The sequence below is a fragment of the Pseudomonas sp. M20 genome (assembly GCF_045037865.1).
Taxonomy (GTDB): Bacteria; Pseudomonadota; Gammaproteobacteria; order Pseudomonadales; family Pseudomonadaceae; genus Aquipseudomonas.
Map to the genome: position 1 here is coordinate 1525408 of NZ_CP173611.1, position 15982 is coordinate 1541389.

The window sequence follows — 15982 nt, forward strand, 5'->3', positions numbered from 1 at the left end:
TCTTCGGGGTGTCAGGGAGTGCGGTGGAAGACCAGGGCCTTGAGGCCGCTTTGAGGATCTATGTCGGGAAACTCCGGCGGATTTTCCAGCCGCTCTACAAAACGCAGACTCGGCGCTTCCTGCGTCACGCCCTCAATCAGAAAGTCCGAACCGAACGCCGGATCATTCATGCACGCCAGCACCGTGCCTTGCGCCGTAAGCAATTCTGGCAAACGACGCAGCACGCGCTGGTAATCCTTGGTCAGCAGGAAACTGCCTTTCTGGAACGACGGCGGATCGATGATCACCAGGTCATACGGGCCGCTGTTGATCACCTTGCCCCAGGACTTGAACAGGTCGTGGCCGAGGAAACTGACTTTGCTCAAGTCATGGCCGTTCAAGCGATGGTTGTCGCGGCCCCGGCTCAGCGCGGCGCGGGACATGTCCAGATTGACCACATGACTGGCGCCACCCTCGATGGCCGCTACGGAAAAACCGCAGGTGTAGGCAAACAGATTCAATACGCGTTTACCGCTGGCCTGTTCGCGCACCCAGTTGCGCCCGTAACGCATGTCGAGAAACAGCCCGGCGTTCTGTTTGCGACCCAGATCGACGCGATACTGCAAACCGCCTTCGACGATGCTCATTTCATCGATCTCATCACCCAGCAGCCATTCGGCAGTGCTCTGTGGCAAATAGCGATGCTGGATCAACAGCGTGTGCGCGCCAGACTGTTTCCATTCGGCGGAACCCGTAAGTTGCAGCAGCAACGCCTTGAGATTGTCCAGTTGCTCAGGTGCCGGTTCCTTGTACAGCGACACCAGCACCACGCCTTGCAGCCAGTCCACGGTCAACTGCTCCAGCCCCGGCCAGCAGCGTCCGCGCCCGTGGAACAGGCGGCGGGTTTCGCTCGGTGCTGCCGCGAGGGCCGGCAGCAGATGGGCGTGGAGGGTGGCGAGGGCTTCAGGGTTCATCGGTCAGGATCGGCAAGCAAAAGGGCCGGCATTTTAACCACAAATACGCCATCGCGAACGATTGCCGCTGACAGGCAAAAACGCCGTTTCGCAAAAGACCTGTATCAAAAATGAATTTCTGCAGAGCCCGCTGCTCATACCAGTTAAGCAGCGGATTCAAGCCGCTAAATCGTTAATGCAATTCAGGGAGTGCAGTTCCATGTGCCCAACACCGACGGCGGACGCGCACCTTCCTGACGGATTGATTCTGGTGGTTGAGGATGATCCGTTGATTCTGGAGTTTCTCTGCGAAATTCTTCAGGAGGAAGGTTTCAAGGTCGAGCCGCAGACCAGTGCCGACGCCGCATCACTGTACCTTGAGAAACACGCCGCGAACGTGGCGTTGCTACTGACCGACATCACCATGCCCGGCACCCTCAATGGTGCTGATCTGGCCAATCTGGTTGGCGACCGCTGGCCGGAAAAACCGGTGATGGTCATGTCCGGTTATGAAACGCCCGAGACCTCCGGGGTCAAGCATTCGGTGGCGTTCATCAAAAAGCCGTGGGCCATTGGTCAATTGCTCGACTGCGTCGACAGCGCCTTCAAATCCAAGGTGCCGCGTCTGCACTGACGCTGGGTGGAACGGGCGGGCAAGTGCTACATTGCCCGCCCGGTCTTTTGCCAGAGGATGCGACCCTTTGTCTGCTCACGATGCTGTATTTGATCGCGCGTTCGCCGCGTTTCTGTTCGACATGGACGGCACAGTCCTCAATTCCATCGCCGCTGCCGAGCGGATCTGGTCAGTCTGGGCCGTGCGCCATGGCGTCGACGTGGAAACCTTTTTGCCGACCATTCATGGCGCGCGTGCCATCGACACGATCAATCGCCTGAACCTGCCGGGCGTGGATGCCGAGGCGCAAGCGGCGTTCATCACCGAGGCGGAAATCGCAGACGTCGAAGGCATTGTCGAGATTCCCGGCGCGGCGAAATTTCTCAACAGCCTGCCCAAAGATCGCTGGGCGATGGTGACCTCGGCGCCACGGGATCTCGCCTTGCGGCGAATGGCGGCGGCGGGGATTCCAGAGCCGGCGGTGATGATCACGGCTGAAGACGTCAAGGCGGGTAAGCCTGACCCGGCCGGCTATTTACTGGCGGCCCAACGTCTTGGCCTGGACGCGCGTGATTGCCTGATTTTCGAAGACGCCACCGTCGGTATTCAGGCGGCTGAAGCCGCCGGTGCGCCGCTGATGATCATCACCACCACGCATCAGCATCCGCTGGAAACGGTTCATGCGACGTTGGCCAGTTATGCTGACATCCGCGTCGCAGTCGACAACAACGGCCTGCACCTGCAACGCAACTGACACCCCCCAATCCCTTGTAGGAGTGAGCCTGCTCGCGATAGCGGTCTTTCAGTCAAATAAGTGTTGCCTGACACACCGCTATCGCGAGCAGGCTCACTCCTACAGGGGGACGGTGTTCGCAAATCAGTAAACCCCCGGCACCAAACGCCAACTCCGCGCGCAATAAGCCTCGTACTCCGCCCCAAACTGCGCCCGCAGCAGAGCTTCTTCCGAATGAATCCGGGCAATCAACGGGATCAGTGTCAGCGCTGCCAGCATCAGTCCGACCACCGAACGAAAAGCCAGCGCCCAGCCCACGGCATTGACCACCAGCCCCAGATAACTCGGATTGCGCAGGTGTTGATAGATGCCATCGGTCACCAATCGGTGCCCCGGCTGAATCGCCACCAACCCACTGAACCGCCGCCCCAGCACAAACACCGGCCACAGCCGCAGCGCGCCGCCGATGATAAACAGCAAAGCGCCGAGCCAGCGCACACCTTCACCGCCCACCGTCCAGAAATTCACCCGGTCGCAGTAAGCCGGCAGAAAACCACTGACCAGCCCGATCACACCGAACGCCGGAATCACCCAGCGATTGGCGCGATCTTCACGCTCGCCAGCGCTCAGGTTGACCTCACTGAACAGCGAAGCAATCACCATCGCCACCGTCGCCAATGCCACGATCACCAGCGAACCGTGGGAAAAGAACATCGCCACACCACCAATGCCCCACACGGCCAGACCGAGGTAGGCAAGTGTGGCGAGTACCGCAACGACGGTCATTTGTGCGGACATTCTCATGGTCAACTCACGGCTGGATGCTGATCCGTTGAGTGTAGATCCACCGCAAAACCTGTGGGAACGAGCCTGCTCGCGAAGGGGCCTTTCAGTCAGCGGCTATCTCACCGTCAGTCAGAACTTTTCGGAAGGTCTCAACCAATGGCCGCAAATTGATCCGGTGCCACGCCGCCCACAATGGCGTGGTCAACGTCAGCCATGGCAGTTCACGCAACACCACACCCGGCGGTGCGTTATGGCTCAAACCTTTCTGAATCATCGCAATCCCCAACCCCGACGCCACCAGCCCCAGCGCAGTAAACGGTTCAGTCGCCTGCATGCGCACATCCGGAGTAAATCCTGCACGGATGCAGGCGCTGACAAACTGATCGTTGGCATCCTGTCGCGGCTGCACGCCGATCCATTCCTGATCGGCCAGATCCTCGGGACTCAACGCCGCTTGCTGCGCCAGCGGATGATGCTCCGGCAACGCCAAGAGCATCGGGTCATCGAGCACCTGAAAGCTCAGCAGATCCGGATCGTCATCGGTCGGCGGCTCACTCACCAAGGCGATATCGAGACTACGCTGTCGCAGGCCCTCCAGTTGCTCGGCGGAGCTGAGGTTGTACAACGCGACGTGGACGCTGGGCCGATCCACGCGCAACACGCGCAAGGCATTGGGCAGGACGCCGGCGTGCATGGCGTTTTCGATATAGCCGATGCACAAGCCGCCTTCTTCGCCACGGCCCAGACGTTTGCCGAGGGATTCCAGGCGATTGGCGTGGGTGAGCAGGGCGCGGGTTTCGGCAAGGAAAGTCAGGCCGTCGCGGGTCAGGCGAATGCGTTGCTGGCTGCGTTCGAACAGGGTCAGGCCCAATCGTTCTTCAAGCTGGGCGATCTGTCGGCTCAGCGGCGACTGGGAAATATGCAGCCGTTCGGCGGCGCGGCCGACGTGTTCTTCCTCGGCGACCACAACGAAGTAGCGCAATTGGCGGATGTCGATCATGTCAGACCTGTAGGGACTCAAGTGCTGCGCATTATGTCTTGGACGGTCTCGGTGTCGCAATCTAGGATCTGCTCAACGGTCACCCAGACCCAGAACCTATTGAGGAAAAACCCATGAGCTTGAAAGACAAACTCCCCGGCCAACTGGGCTTCGGCACCGCGCCACTGGGCAACATGTTCCGCGCCATCCCGGAAGCCGAAGCGCAAGCCACCGTGCATGCTGCGTGGGATGCCGGCGTGCGTTACTTCGATACCGCGCCGTTCTACGGTTCCGGTCTGTCGGAGATCCGCCTCGGTGAAGCGCTCAAGCAATACAAACGCGATGACTATGTGCTCAGCAGCAAGGTCGGCAGGGTGATTCTCGATGAAGTTGAAGACGCCGCCGCCCGTGATCTCGGCGAGAAGAGCGGGGTATTCGAACACGGTCGGCCGAACAAGATCGTCAACGACTACAGCGCCGACCCAACCTTGCGTTCGATCGAAGATAGCCTCAAACGCCTGCAAACCGATCGCCTCGACATCGTCTGGGTGCACGACATCGCGCAGGACTTCTATGGCGATCAATGGCTGGAATACTTCAACCAGGCCCGCACCGGCGCATTCAACGTCCTCACCCGGTTGCGCGAAGAAGGCGTGATCAAGGGCTGGGGCCTGGGCGTAAACAAAGTCGAACCGTGCGAACTGACCCTCGACCTCAGCGAAGCGCAACCGGATGGTTTTTTGTTGGCCGGTCGCTACACGCTGCTCGACCACGAACGTCCGTTGCAACGCCTGATGGATTCGGCCCGAGCGCAGAACGTCGAAATCGTTGTCGGTGGCCCTTATAGCTCGGGAATCCTGGCCGGTGGCTCGCACTTCGAATACCAGCAGGCCAGCCCTGAGGTCATCGCCAAAGTGGAGCAGATCAAACGCATCGCCGCCGCTTACCACGTCGATATCAAAGCCGCTGCGCTACAGTTCTCGCTGGCCAATCCCGCTGTTGCGGCGGTCATTCCTGGCGCCAGCAAACCCGGCCGAATTGCTGAAGATGTCGCGGCGTTGTCGGCAATCATTCCTGCCGGTTTCTGGCAGGCGATGCGCGACGCCAAACTGGTTTCCGAACGTGCACCATTGCCAATCGATGAGGTGAAAGCATGAAGATTGATCTGAGTGGGAAACTGGCCATCGTCAGCGGCAGCACCGCCGGCATTGGTCTGGGCATCAGCCAGTCGCTGGCCGAATCCGGCGCCACGGTGGTGGTCATCGGTCGCGACACGGCCAAAGTTGAACAGGCGTTGGCGAGTATTCGCGAGAAAGTCCCGGGGGCGCAGTTGCGTGGTTTGGCTGCCGATCTGGGCACCGCGGAGGGCGCGCAGAAGCTGTTCGCCGCTGAACCGCGCGCGGACATTCTGGTGAACAACCTCGGTATCTTCGACGCCGTTGATTTCTTCGAAGCGCCGGACAGCGAGTGGACGCGTTTCTATGAGGTCAACGTGATTTCCGGCGTGCGCCTGGCGCGGCATTACGTGCCGGCGATGGTTGAGCAGGGCTGGGGCCGGGTGATCTTCCTGTCCTCGGAATCCGGCGTCGCCACGCCGGCCGACATGATCAATTATGGCGTGACCAAAAGCGCCAATCTGGCGGTGTCCCACGGTCTGGCCAAACGTCTGGCTGGCACCGGCGTGACGGTCAATGCGATCCTGCCGGGGCCGACCTTCACCGATGGCCTGCAAGACATGCTCAAGGATGCCGCCGCCGAATCCGGGCGCAACCTGCGCGATGAAGCCGACGCCTTCGTGCTCAAGGCCCGTCCGACTTCGATTATCCAGCGTGTCGCGGATGTTGAAGAGGTCGCGCACCTGGTCACCTACATTGCTTCGCCGCTGTCCTCGGCCACCACTGGCGCCGCGTTGCGCGTCGATGGCGGCGTGGTCGACAGCCTGACGATCTGAATTTCCGAGAGAGACGTTTATTTATGCCTACAGCATCAGCAACCATCGATATCCCGGCCTCGGCCGATCAGGTCTGGCAATTGATCGGCGGCTTCAACACGCTGCCCGATTGGCTGCCCTTTATTCCCAACAGTGAACTGAGCGACGGTGGGCGCGTGCGCACCTTGCAAACCGCTGACGGCGCTGTGGTGGTAGAGCGTCTGCAAGCGTTCGACAATGCCGCGAAAACCTACAGCTATTCGATTGAACAGGCGCCGTTCCCGGCCACTGATTATCTGGCGACGATCAAGGTCGAAGCCCAAGGGCAGGGCGCACGGGTGACGTGGTCGGGGCGCTTCAACGCCAAAGGCGTGAGCGATGAGGAGGTGGTGGCGCTGTTCAGCGGCATCTACCAGGGTGGACTCGAAGCACTCCGAGCCAATTACCCAACCTGAAGAACACCACGATCCAATGTAGGAGTGAGCCTGCTCGCGATGGCGTCGTGTCAGTCGATATCTTTTTTGACTGACACGACGCCATCGCGAGCAGGCTCACTCCTACAGGTTGTGCATTTCAAATATAAAAGGTCAGGAATTCTCGATCAGGCTCTGCCGGCAATCGAGCACCAGTTTCGCCCCGCCCAGATCACTGCTGCCGACTTCAAGACTGAAGCCATGCAAACTGACAATCGCCGCGACAATCGACAGCCCCAAACCAAAGCCACCCTGCGGCTGCCCACCCTCGGCGCGATAGAAACGCTGGAACACCGCCTCACGCTCAGCCTCGGGAATCCCCGGTCCTGAGTCGTGCACCTCGATCCGCGTCTGTCCACCCGCGTTGACCCCACGCAACATCACCGTGCCGCCCGGCGGCGTGAACTTGATCGAGTTACTCAGCAGATTCGCCAACGCCTCGAACAGCAATGCCCGATCACCGTTCAGCGCCGGTAATGTTTCCGGCATGTTCAAATCGAAACGCAGCTCGCCTTCCTCGGCCAGCGGCAGGTAAAACTCATGCAGTTCTTCCAGCAATTGCACCGGGTCGAGTTCGACAAAGCCTGAGCGGCGCTGGCGATCTTCCAGTTCGGAAATCCGTAGCAAACCGCGAAACCGCGCCATCAGCGTATCCGCTTCCGCCAGCACCAGATCCAGTTGCGCCGCCTCCTGCGAACCTTCGCCGGCCTGTTGCTGCATGCGATACAACTGCGCGCGCAGGCGCGTCAGCGGGGTGCGTAAATCATGGGCGATGTTGTCGCAGACGCCTTTGACTTCATTCATCAAGCGCTCGATGCGTTCGAGCATGGCGTTGACGATGGCGGCGAGCATGTCCAGTTCATCGCGGCGGTTGGACAGCGGCAAACGATGGGTCAGGTCGCCGGCGACAATCGCCTGGGCGCTGTCCTGAATCGCGCGAATCCGCCGCAGCGGTCGACGCCGTAGCAAATGCCAACCGGCAATCCCGGGCAGAATCGTCAGCGACACGCCCCAGAACAACGCATGCAAAATGATCCGCGTGACGGCGAACAGCGAGCCGTTGTCGCGCAGCAACACCAGCCAACGGCCGTCGCGGGTTTGCGTGGCGACCGCGTCGCAGCTGTCATTGGGCAGGGTCGGGTCATCGGAGTCGGCGCAGTCGGCGAGCATGTGGATCTTGCCGTCCAGCGGCAGGCCTTCGGGAATCTGCTGCAAGGCACCGCCGAGGTAAACGCCGTCGGCATCGAACAAGCCATAGGCGTCGATGCCGCGAATATCGAAAGTCATGCTGGCGGCGAGGGCGTCTTCCAGTTGCTCGCCGCGAAAGTGCGAAAACAGATGCTGACGTTGCATCAGCGAATGTTTGGCGAGGTTGTCGAGGTAGCCGGAAACCTCGTAATACATGACCCCCATGAGGATCGCGCTCCAGGCCACGAACAGCGAACTGTAAAGCGCCAGCAAGCGGCTGCTGGAGGAGCGCCAGCCGTCAGACGGGTTCGGCAATGACATAACCCGAGCCCCGTACCGTGCGGATCAACGGAACGTTGCCCACCGCGTCGATCTTCTTGCGCAGACGGCCGATATGCACGTCGATGAGGTTGGTGCCCGGGTCGAAGTGATAACCCCAGACTTCCTCGAAAATCATCATCCGCGAAAGGATCTGGCCGCTGTTGCGCATAAGGAATTCGAGCAGCTTGTATTCGGTCGGCAATAGCGTCAGCACCTGTTCGGCACGGCGCGCTTCGTGGCTGATCAAGTCCAGTTCGAGGTCGGCCACCTGCAAGGTTGTCGCCTGAGTCGCGCCGCTGTTCTGCCGACGCAGCAACACTTCAACCCGTGCGGCCATTTCATCGGTGGCGAACGGTTTGGTCAGGTAGTCATCACCGCCAGCGCGCAAGCCGCGTACGCGTTCGTCAACATCGGAGAGGGCGCTGATCATCAGAATCGGTGTGGCCACGCCCATGGTGCGCAGGGTGGTGACGATGGCCAGACCATCGAGTTCGGGCAGCATGCGGTCGAGGGTGATCAGGTCGTAGTTGCCGCTCACGGCGCGGTCGAGGCCTTCGCGGCCATTGTCGACCCAGTCGACTTCCAGCCCGTGGCTGCTCAGTTCGGCGACGATTTCCCGCGCAGTCACGGCGTCGTCTTCGATGGTCAAGATACGAGTCATAGGCAGGCCTGCTGATCGGTTCAAACGGAATGGCAGCATTTTGCCAAGAAATTGCGCTGACGCTTTAAATTAACTTTCATGTTGACCTGTCACAAACGCAAATTTCGAGCGCTATTGGTATTCGAGGCCAATGCATAAAACCCGCTGTTATTCGGGCCTTGTTGCAATTTGCATGGTCCTGGGAAGTTCATTCTTTCTAAGTGATTGAAAACCGACGATTTATTTAATTTCTGCGACTGGCACGGTCACTGCAATTCCTCTGATGACGAGTTGTAACACCATTTTTCATGCCTGGAGCAGAACAACAATGAATAGATCCCCTGATGGGTTTTATCCCGCCGTTGAAGAGTCGAGCAGCGTTTCGGGCGTGTCCTGGGGCGCGATTTTCGCCGGTGCTGCGGCTGCCGCTGCACTGTCGATGATTTTGGTTTTGCTCGGGTTCGGTTTGGGTTTCTCTGCCGTTTCACCGTGGGCCGGAGAGGGCGTAAGCGCCAAGGGCCTGGGCATTTCTACGATAGTCTGGCTGGCGGCGACGCAAATCATCGCTTCCGGCATGGGTGGCTACATCGCCGGTCGCCTGCGGGTGAAGTGGGCGAACATGCACGGTGACGAGGTGTATTTCCGCGACACCGCCCACGGCTTCCTTGCCTGGTGTGTGGCTACATTGGTTACCGCAGTGCTGGTGGTCGGCTCGGTCAGCAGCGTCATCAGTGGTGGTGTGCAGGCAGGTGCCAGTGTGGCCGGCGGTGCAGCCAGCGCGATGACCCAAGCGGCCGGCTCTGCTGCAGCGAACACCGACAGCAATCAGTACGGTTACTACATCGACAGCCTGTTCCGTGATGACCGTCCGGCCTCCGTCAGCGATGACGCAGCGCATGGTGCGGTGGCCCGTATTTTCGCGCAAAGCCTGGCCAATGGTCAGTTGAGTGCCGAAGACCGTACCTACCTGGCGCAGCTGGTCGCACAGCGGACCAACCTGACTCAGGCCGATGCCGAGCGCCGCGTCGATGAGATCTACGCGCGCACTCAGAAAGCCCTGGCCGACGCCAAGCTGAAAGCTCAACAAGCCGCCGACACCGCTGCGAAAGTCGCTGCCTGGACCTCGCTGTGGATGTTCATCTCGCTGTTGGCCGGTGCGTTCTTCGCCAGCCTCGCGGCTACTTACGGCGGTCGTCGCCGGGATGCCGTCGAGTACGTAGAAGTCGACACCTACACCACGACCACTCCAGTCCGTTAAACAAGGAGCATGACCATGCGCTCACTTCTGCTGTTTTTCCTCGGCGTACCGATCCCGATCATCATCCTGATCGCCCTGTTCGTGCACTGATTGCTCCATTGAGGCCCATGCCTCGGCCGCTTCCACCTTCGGGTGGAAGCGGCTTTTTGCTTTCTGCGGGGCCAACGGCGAGAATCGCCGCCGGAAGTGGATTGGCCGCTTTTACCTCTCTTTAAGGATGAACACGTTGGACAAGAAGGAAATCAAACGCCAGTTGGTGGAAATGCTCGAATCCGGGCGCTCGAAAACCGAAACGTTCAAAGCGTTGTCGGGCGGTGCGGTCAAAGATCGCGTGTTGGCAGCCTGGATCGGCGGGCGTCCGGATCCGGCCCTTAGAGAAAAGCATTCACTCAAAGTCACCCTGCTGGTTGTGTTGACCTGCATTCAGGCATTGATCGGCGCAGTCTTCGGTTTCTTCCTGTTCTATGACGCCAGCGCCGGCCTGGCACTGACCATGCTGCTGATCGCAGGCGGCATTCCGCTGTTGTTTGCATGGGGTTTCTACAAGAACGTGGCGGCGGCTTACACCGTTTATGTCCTCCTCACCATCAGTCAGGTTTCACGCATGTTCAAGGGCTATGAGGAAGATCCGCTGTCGACCGTGATTGCCGTCGGCATCACCCTGGCCATTGTGTTCTACGCCGCGTGGATCAAATCCCTGCTGTTCCCGGACTTGGGTTTCATTGGCGCGAAGAAGATCAAAGGGCAGTTCGTCTTCTCCAACTGATCGTTGGACAATCCAATCGTTTTCACTGGCCTGGATCAATATTTACTGCGGCGAGATCGCCTAACGTAAATGATCCCGGCCTTTGCTGAGGTATGAACTACAGTGCTTCTCGCGCACCTCTGTTGCGCTGACGAAGTACGCGTCGACGCCCCAATCACAGCAACAACAAACGCGTCGACACGCTGTAGTGCAGCAAGGAGCTGACACCACCTCAACCGAACTTTCACGGATGAACATCGCAATGCACTGCCAAGAAAGAACTTTCGATATCCAGCCGTTGGCGCAGGCGGACATGACCGTCCACATCAACGGTCAAGCGGTCACCGCCGCCATCGGCGAAACCGTACTCAGCGTTATTCAATCACTCGGCGTACGCCAGATTGCCCGCAACGATCACGATCAGATTACCGGCGCCTATTGCGGCATGGGCGTTTGCCAGTGCTGTTTGGTGAAAATCAATGGCCGGCACAAACGTCGTGCCTGCCAGACCGTGGTGCGTGACGGCATGCACATCGAAACCCAGGTCAACCGCATCACCGAGCAGGAGGTGATCGTATGAGCCTGCAACCGGTGATCGTCGGCGGCGGCCCGGCGGGGATGGCGGCGGCCATCGAACTGGCGCGCCACGGTGTGCGCTGCACCTTGCTCGAAGAAGCTTCGCGGCTCGGCGGTGTGGTCTATCGCGGGCCGCTGCGGGACGGCGTGCAACTGGATTATCTCGGCCCGCGCTACTCCGAAGCGCTGGGCAAACTGCACGGTGATTTTCAGGAACAGTCCGGGCTGATCGACGTGCGCCTCAATCATCGTGTGGTCGGCGCCGAAGGCACCCGCGCCTTGGTGGTGCTCGATGGCGACGAGCAACTGCACGAGATCGAGTATTCGCAGTTGCTGTTGGCTGCCGGTTGCCATGAACGCAGCGTGCCGTTTCCGGGCTGGACCTTGCCGGGGGTGATCATGCTCGGCGGTCTGCAACTGCAGATCAAAAGTGGTGTGGTCAAGCCGCAAGGGCCGGTGATCATCGCCGGCACCGGGCCGTTGCTGCCGCTGGTGGCGACACAACTGCATGCCGCAGGCGTCAGCGTCGCGGGCGTGTATGAAGCTTGCGCGTTCGGCAAAATCGCCCGCGAAAGTCTGGCGCTGCTGAACAAGCCGCAGTTGTTTCTCGACGGTTTGAGCATGCTCGCCTACCTGAAACTGCACGGCATCTCGATGAACTACGGCTGGGGCGTGGTCGAGGCCCACGGCGAGGGCGAGCTGAAAAGCGTCAGCGTCGCGCCGTACTCGGCCACTTGGGAACCGGACATGAGCCGCGTCGAGCGCTTCGAAGCCAAGACCCTGGCGGTCGGTTACGGCTTTATTCCACGCACGCAACTGAGTCAGCAGATGGGCCTGGACCACGGCTTCAGCAACGACGGTTATCTGCGCGCCAATGCGAATGTCTGGCAGCAAAGCAACGAACCGCACGTGCATTTGGCCGGTGACATGGGCGGGATTCGCGGCGGTGAAGCGGCGATGCTCGCCGGCAAGATCGCCGCGACCTCGATTCTCCTGCAACGCGGCGTGCTCGAAGAGGAATTGGCGCGGGTTCGCCGCGACCGCTACTTGAGCAAACTCAAAGCCATCGTGCGCTTTCGCGCCGCCGTCGATCGCTACACCGAACGCGGCGTCGGCCAGACCGCATTGCCCGCCGCCGACACGGTGATCTGCCGTTGCGAGCACGCCACCCGCGCCGACATCGACCTGGCGCTGGAGCAGGGCGTGCAAGACATCGCCAGCCTGAAAATGCGCACCCGCGTGAGCATGGGCGATTGTCAGGGACGGATGTGCGTCGGCTACTGCAGCGATCGCCTGCGTCAAGCGACCGGCCGCAAGGATGTCGGCTGGCTGCGCCCGCGTTTCCCGATCGATCCGATTCCTTTTTCTGCGTTCCAGTCTGTCGGCACGGAGGCCGCTGCCCATGAGTAAGTTCTATGACGTGGTCATTGCCGGTGGTGGCGTGATCGGGGCGTCCTGCGCCTATCAATTGTCCAAACGCAAAAACCTCAAAGTGGCGCTGATCGATGCCAAACGCCCGGGCAACGCGACCCGAGCCTCGGCCGGTGGTTTGTGGGCGATCGGTGAGTCGGTCGGCCTCGGCTGCGGGGTGATTTTCTTCCGCATGATGTCGGCCAACCGCAAGCGCGAAACCCAAGGCGCGGCGGTGGCGGTGGACGCGAGCACGCCGCATATTCTGCCGGAGTCGTTTTTCGATTTTGCCCTGCAGTCCAACGCCCTGTACCCGGCGTTGCACCGAGAGCTGAAAGACAATCACGGCATGGATTTCAAGTTCGAAAAGACCGGGTTGAAATTTGTCATCTATGACGACGAAGACCGGCTCTACGCTGAGCACATCGTCGGCTGCATTCCGCACCTGGCCGATCAGGTGCGCTGGCTCGATCAGGCGGCGCTGCGCGAGGCTGAACCGGGCGTCAGCCATGAAGCACGCGGAGCGCTGGAGTTTCTCTGCGACCATCAGGTCAGCCCGTTCCGCCTCGCCGACGCCTACATGGAAGGCGCGCGGCAGAACGGCATCGACATCTTCGTCAACACCAACGTCACCGGTGTGTTGCACCATGGCAGCCGCGTGACCGGTGTGCAGACGGCCGAGGAGGGCGTGTTCCACTGCAAGACGCTGATCAACGCCGGCGGTGCCTGGGCGGCGGATCTGAGCGAGTGGGCGACGGGGATTCGCATCCCGGTGAAACCAGTGAAGGGCCAGATTCTGCTCACCGAGCGCATGCCGAAAATCCTCAACGGCTGCCTGACCACCAGCGACTGCTACGTGGCACAGAAAGACAACGGCGAGATACTGATCGGCAGTACCACCGAAGACAAAGGCTTCGACGTCACCACCACCTACCCGGAAATCGCCGGGCTGGTACAGGGCGCAGTGCGCTGTCTGCCGGAACTTAAAGACGTCAATCTGAAACGCACGTGGGCAGGTTTGCGTCCGGGCTCGCCGGATGAGTTGCCGATACTCGGGCCGATGCGTGGGGTGGAGGGTTATCTGAATGCCTGCGGGCACTTCCGCACCGGGATTTTGACCTCGGCGATTACTGGTGTGTTGCTGGATAAACTGGTCAACGATGAACCGCTGCCGCTGGACATCACGCCGTTTCTGGCGGATCGGTTTGCAGCAGCCCCAGTCAAGCAGGAGCGCACGCTAGAACCTGCTTGACACAGATCCCCTGTAGGAGTGAGCCTGCTCGCGATAGCAATCTGTCAGTAATGAATAAGTCGACTGACACACCGCCATCGCGAGCAGGCTCACTCCTACAGGTTTTGTGCGGGGCTCAGGATTTGCGCGATTCTTCTTCGAGTTGGTCGGATTCGAACAACCGCGCCAGTTCCGCACGGGCTTCCTGGGCGGTTTGCAGGACTTTGGCCGCGTCGTCGTAGATCGCGTGTTGTGCCTCCAGCACCTGTTCGTCGTGATGCTTGAAGCGCTTGATCCGCGCATCAGCCTGGGCCTGGGTCAGACCAAGTCCCACCAACGTACGCCGGCTCATCTCCAGACTTGAGTAATACGTCTCACGAATCGCCTCCGCGCCAACATCCACCAAGCGATGCACGTGCTGACGGTTACGGGCCCGGGCGATGATCTTCATGTGCGGATACAGCTTGCGCACCACCTCGGCGGTCTTGATGTTGGTCTCCGGATCATCCGTGGCAATCACGAAATATTCCGCCTCGCCGACCTTGGCCGCGTTAAGAATTTCCGGGCGCATCGGGTCGCCGTAAAACACAGGCACACCGCCAAAGCTGCGCGACAGTTCGATGGTTTCCACCGACGTGTCCAGCGCAACGAATTTGATGTTCTGCGCCCGCAGAATCCGCGCGACGATCTGGCCCATCCGGCCCATGCCAGCGATCACTACACGCGGGGTGTCAGTGTCGATCTCACGGTATTTTTCCGGCACTTCCACCGGCTGCACTTTTGGACTGACCAGCCGCGCACAGATCAACAGCAACAACGGCGTCACCGCCATCGACAGGGTGATGGTCAGCACCAGCAGGTCATACAGACGCGGCTCAAACAGGCCCTGATCACGACCGATCTTGAACACCACAAAAGCGAACTCACCACCGGCCGCCAGTACGATACCGAGGCGGATCGCACTGACCTTGTTCAAGCCACCGGCCAGACGCCCGACGACGAACAGCAGCGGCAATTTCAACCCGATCAACAGCAGCGTCAGCCCCAGCACGGTGATCGGCGCACTCAGCAGCAAACTGAGGTTGGCGCCCATGCCGACGCTGATGAAAAACAGCCCGAGCAGCAGACCTTTGAACGGTTCGATCTGCGCTTCCAGTTCATGGCGATATTCCGAATCCGCCAACAGCAGACCGGCGAGAAACGCCCCCAGTGCCATCGACACACCGACCAGATCCATCAACCACGCCGTGCCAATTACCACCAGCAACGCCGTAGCCGTCGACACTTCCGGCAAACCGGTTTTCGCCACCACGCGGAACACTGGCCGCAACAGATATCGCCCACCGACCACGACCACGGCGATACCGCCGAGCACTTGCAACGCATGGTTCAGGCTTTCCGCGTTACTGGTGTCGTGAGCACCACCCGCCAGCATCGGCACCAGTGCGATCAACGGGATCGCGGCGATGTCCTGAAACAGCAGAATCGCGAACGCCAGTCGCCCATGGGGGCTGGTTAGTTCTTTGCGCTCGGCCAGACTTTGCAGACCGAATGCCGTCGAGGACAGTGCCAGACCAAGACCCAGCACAATCGCGCTGTTCAGTGGTTGACCAAACACCGACAGCGCCAGCACGCCGATCACTGAAGCGGTCAGCAGCACCTGCGCCAGACCGACGCCGAACACCGATTTACGCATCACCCACAAGCGTCGCGGCGACAGCTCAAGCCCAATGATGAACAGCAGCAACACCACACCCAACTCGGAAATGTGCGCCACGCTCTGCGGGTTGCCGATCAGTCCCAAAACCGAAGGGCCGATAATCACCCCGGCAAACAGATAACCGAGCACGGCGCCCAGTTGCAGACGTTTGGCCAAAGGCACGGTGAGCACGGCCGCGAACAGAAACACGACAGCGGCTTGCAACAGATTGCCTTCATGGGGCATGGGGGGTTACTCCTGACAACGGTACGGCGGGGGTGACAAGGATAAGGGCTGAATCGATTCAAGATCCACAGAAGATCCCTGTAGGAGTGAGCCTGCTCGCGATAGCGGTGTGTCAGCCACACATGAGTCGACTGATCCACCGCTATCGCGAGCAGGCTCACTCCTACAGGGGATCTTCATCATTTCTGTAATATCTGGCATCAATTGGTTACATTTATAACC

Annotated in this window: 16 protein-coding genes; 10 read left to right on the plus strand and 6 right to left on the minus strand. The window is 60.1% G+C overall.

Annotated elements, in window-relative coordinates; translation table 11 throughout:
• Window positions 1-11: 11 nt before the first annotated feature.
• A complete protein-coding gene (locus tag ACI514_RS06920; RefSeq protein WP_405123354.1) occupies window positions 12-953 on the minus strand; it encodes a class I SAM-dependent methyltransferase in 942 nt (313 codons plus the stop codon).
• Between the two features lie 199 nt (window positions 954-1152).
• Here ACI514_RS06920 and ACI514_RS06925 point away from each other — a divergent pair, with 199 nt between their 5' ends.
• Complete coding sequence (locus ACI514_RS06925) at window positions 1153-1566, plus strand: response regulator (protein ID WP_160058572.1); 414 nt, start codon at window positions 1153-1155, stop codon at window positions 1564-1566.
• 67 nt (window positions 1567-1633) lie between these two features.
• Window positions 1634-2299 carry an HAD family hydrolase gene (locus ACI514_RS06930; RefSeq protein ID WP_405123355.1) on the plus strand — a complete coding sequence of 222 codons (666 nt, stop codon included), beginning with the start codon at window positions 1634-1636 and terminating at the stop codon, window positions 2297-2299.
• A 123-nt stretch (window positions 2300-2422) separates the two neighbouring features.
• On the opposite strand, the gene ACI514_RS06935 is transcribed toward ACI514_RS06930, so the two are convergent.
• Complete coding sequence (locus ACI514_RS06935) at window positions 2423-3082, minus strand: isoprenylcysteine carboxylmethyltransferase family protein (RefSeq protein ID WP_160058570.1); 660 nt, start codon at window positions 3080-3082, stop codon at window positions 2423-2425.
• Between the two features lie 85 nt (window positions 3083-3167).
• Window positions 3168-4064: a LysR substrate-binding domain-containing protein gene (locus tag ACI514_RS06940; protein ID WP_405123356.1), complete on the minus strand. Its 897-nt coding sequence runs from the start codon at window positions 4062-4064 to the stop codon at window positions 3168-3170.
• Window positions 4065-4177: 113 nt separating this feature from the next.
• On the opposite strand from ACI514_RS06940, the gene ACI514_RS06945 reads away from it, so the two are divergent.
• Genes ACI514_RS06945 through ACI514_RS06955 form a run of 3 tightly spaced genes read left to right on the plus strand, consistent with a single transcriptional unit; the run spans window position 4178 to window position 6428 of the window.
• Window positions 4178-5200: an aldo/keto reductase gene (locus ACI514_RS06945; protein WP_405123357.1), complete on the plus strand. Its 1023-nt coding sequence runs from the start codon at window positions 4178-4180 to the stop codon at window positions 5198-5200.
• Window positions 5197-5994, plus strand: coding sequence for an SDR family NAD(P)-dependent oxidoreductase (locus ACI514_RS06950; protein ID WP_160058567.1), 798 nt, complete (start codon window positions 5197-5199; stop codon window positions 5992-5994). Before ACI514_RS06945 ends, ACI514_RS06950 begins: the two co-directional genes overlap by 4 nt.
• Before the next feature lie 23 nt (window positions 5995-6017).
• Window positions 6018-6428, plus strand: coding sequence for an SRPBCC family protein (locus ACI514_RS06955; protein WP_160058566.1), 411 nt, complete (start codon window positions 6018-6020; stop codon window positions 6426-6428).
• Between the two features lie 132 nt (window positions 6429-6560).
• Here the strand turns inward: ACI514_RS06955 and ACI514_RS06960 are convergent, their stop codons facing one another.
• On the minus strand, window positions 6561-7955 hold the full coding sequence (locus tag ACI514_RS06960) for a HAMP domain-containing sensor histidine kinase (RefSeq protein ID WP_160058565.1): 1395 nt from the start codon (window positions 7953-7955) through the stop codon (window positions 6561-6563).
• A complete protein-coding gene (locus ACI514_RS06965; protein ID WP_123594222.1) occupies window positions 7933-8616 on the minus strand; it encodes a response regulator transcription factor in 684 nt (227 codons plus the stop codon). Before ACI514_RS06965 ends, ACI514_RS06960 begins: the two co-directional genes overlap by 23 nt.
• A gap of 307 nt (window positions 8617-8923) precedes the next feature.
• On the opposite strand from ACI514_RS06965, the gene ACI514_RS06970 reads away from it, so the two are divergent.
• From ACI514_RS06970 to hcnC, 5 genes are all read left to right on the plus strand, one after another.
• A complete protein-coding gene (locus ACI514_RS06970; RefSeq protein WP_007914999.1) occupies window positions 8924-9853 on the plus strand; it encodes a membrane protein in 930 nt (309 codons plus the stop codon).
• Window positions 9854-10079: 226 nt separating this feature from the next.
• Entirely contained in the window at window positions 10080-10619 is a 540-nt protein-coding gene (locus ACI514_RS06975) for a hypothetical protein (RefSeq protein ID WP_405123358.1), read from the plus strand.
• Between the two features lie 241 nt (window positions 10620-10860).
• Window positions 10861-11178, plus strand: coding sequence for a cyanide-forming glycine dehydrogenase subunit HcnA (hcnA, locus tag ACI514_RS06980; protein WP_405123359.1), 318 nt, complete (start codon window positions 10861-10863; stop codon window positions 11176-11178).
• Complete coding sequence (gene hcnB, locus ACI514_RS06985; protein ID WP_405123360.1) at window positions 11175-12584, plus strand: cyanide-forming glycine dehydrogenase subunit HcnB; 1410 nt, start codon at window positions 11175-11177, stop codon at window positions 12582-12584. Before hcnA ends, hcnB begins: the two co-directional genes overlap by 4 nt.
• On the plus strand, window positions 12577-13836 hold the full coding sequence (gene hcnC, locus ACI514_RS06990; protein ID WP_405123361.1) for a cyanide-forming glycine dehydrogenase subunit HcnC: 1260 nt from the start codon (window positions 12577-12579) through the stop codon (window positions 13834-13836). Before hcnB ends, hcnC begins: the two co-directional genes overlap by 8 nt.
• A 115-nt stretch (window positions 13837-13951) precedes the next feature.
• On the opposite strand, the gene ACI514_RS06995 is transcribed toward hcnC, so the two are convergent.
• Window positions 13952-15760, minus strand: coding sequence for a monovalent cation:proton antiporter-2 (CPA2) family protein (locus tag ACI514_RS06995; protein WP_160058561.1), 1809 nt, complete (start codon window positions 15758-15760; stop codon window positions 13952-13954).
• Between the last annotated feature and the right edge of the window lie 222 nt (window positions 15761-15982).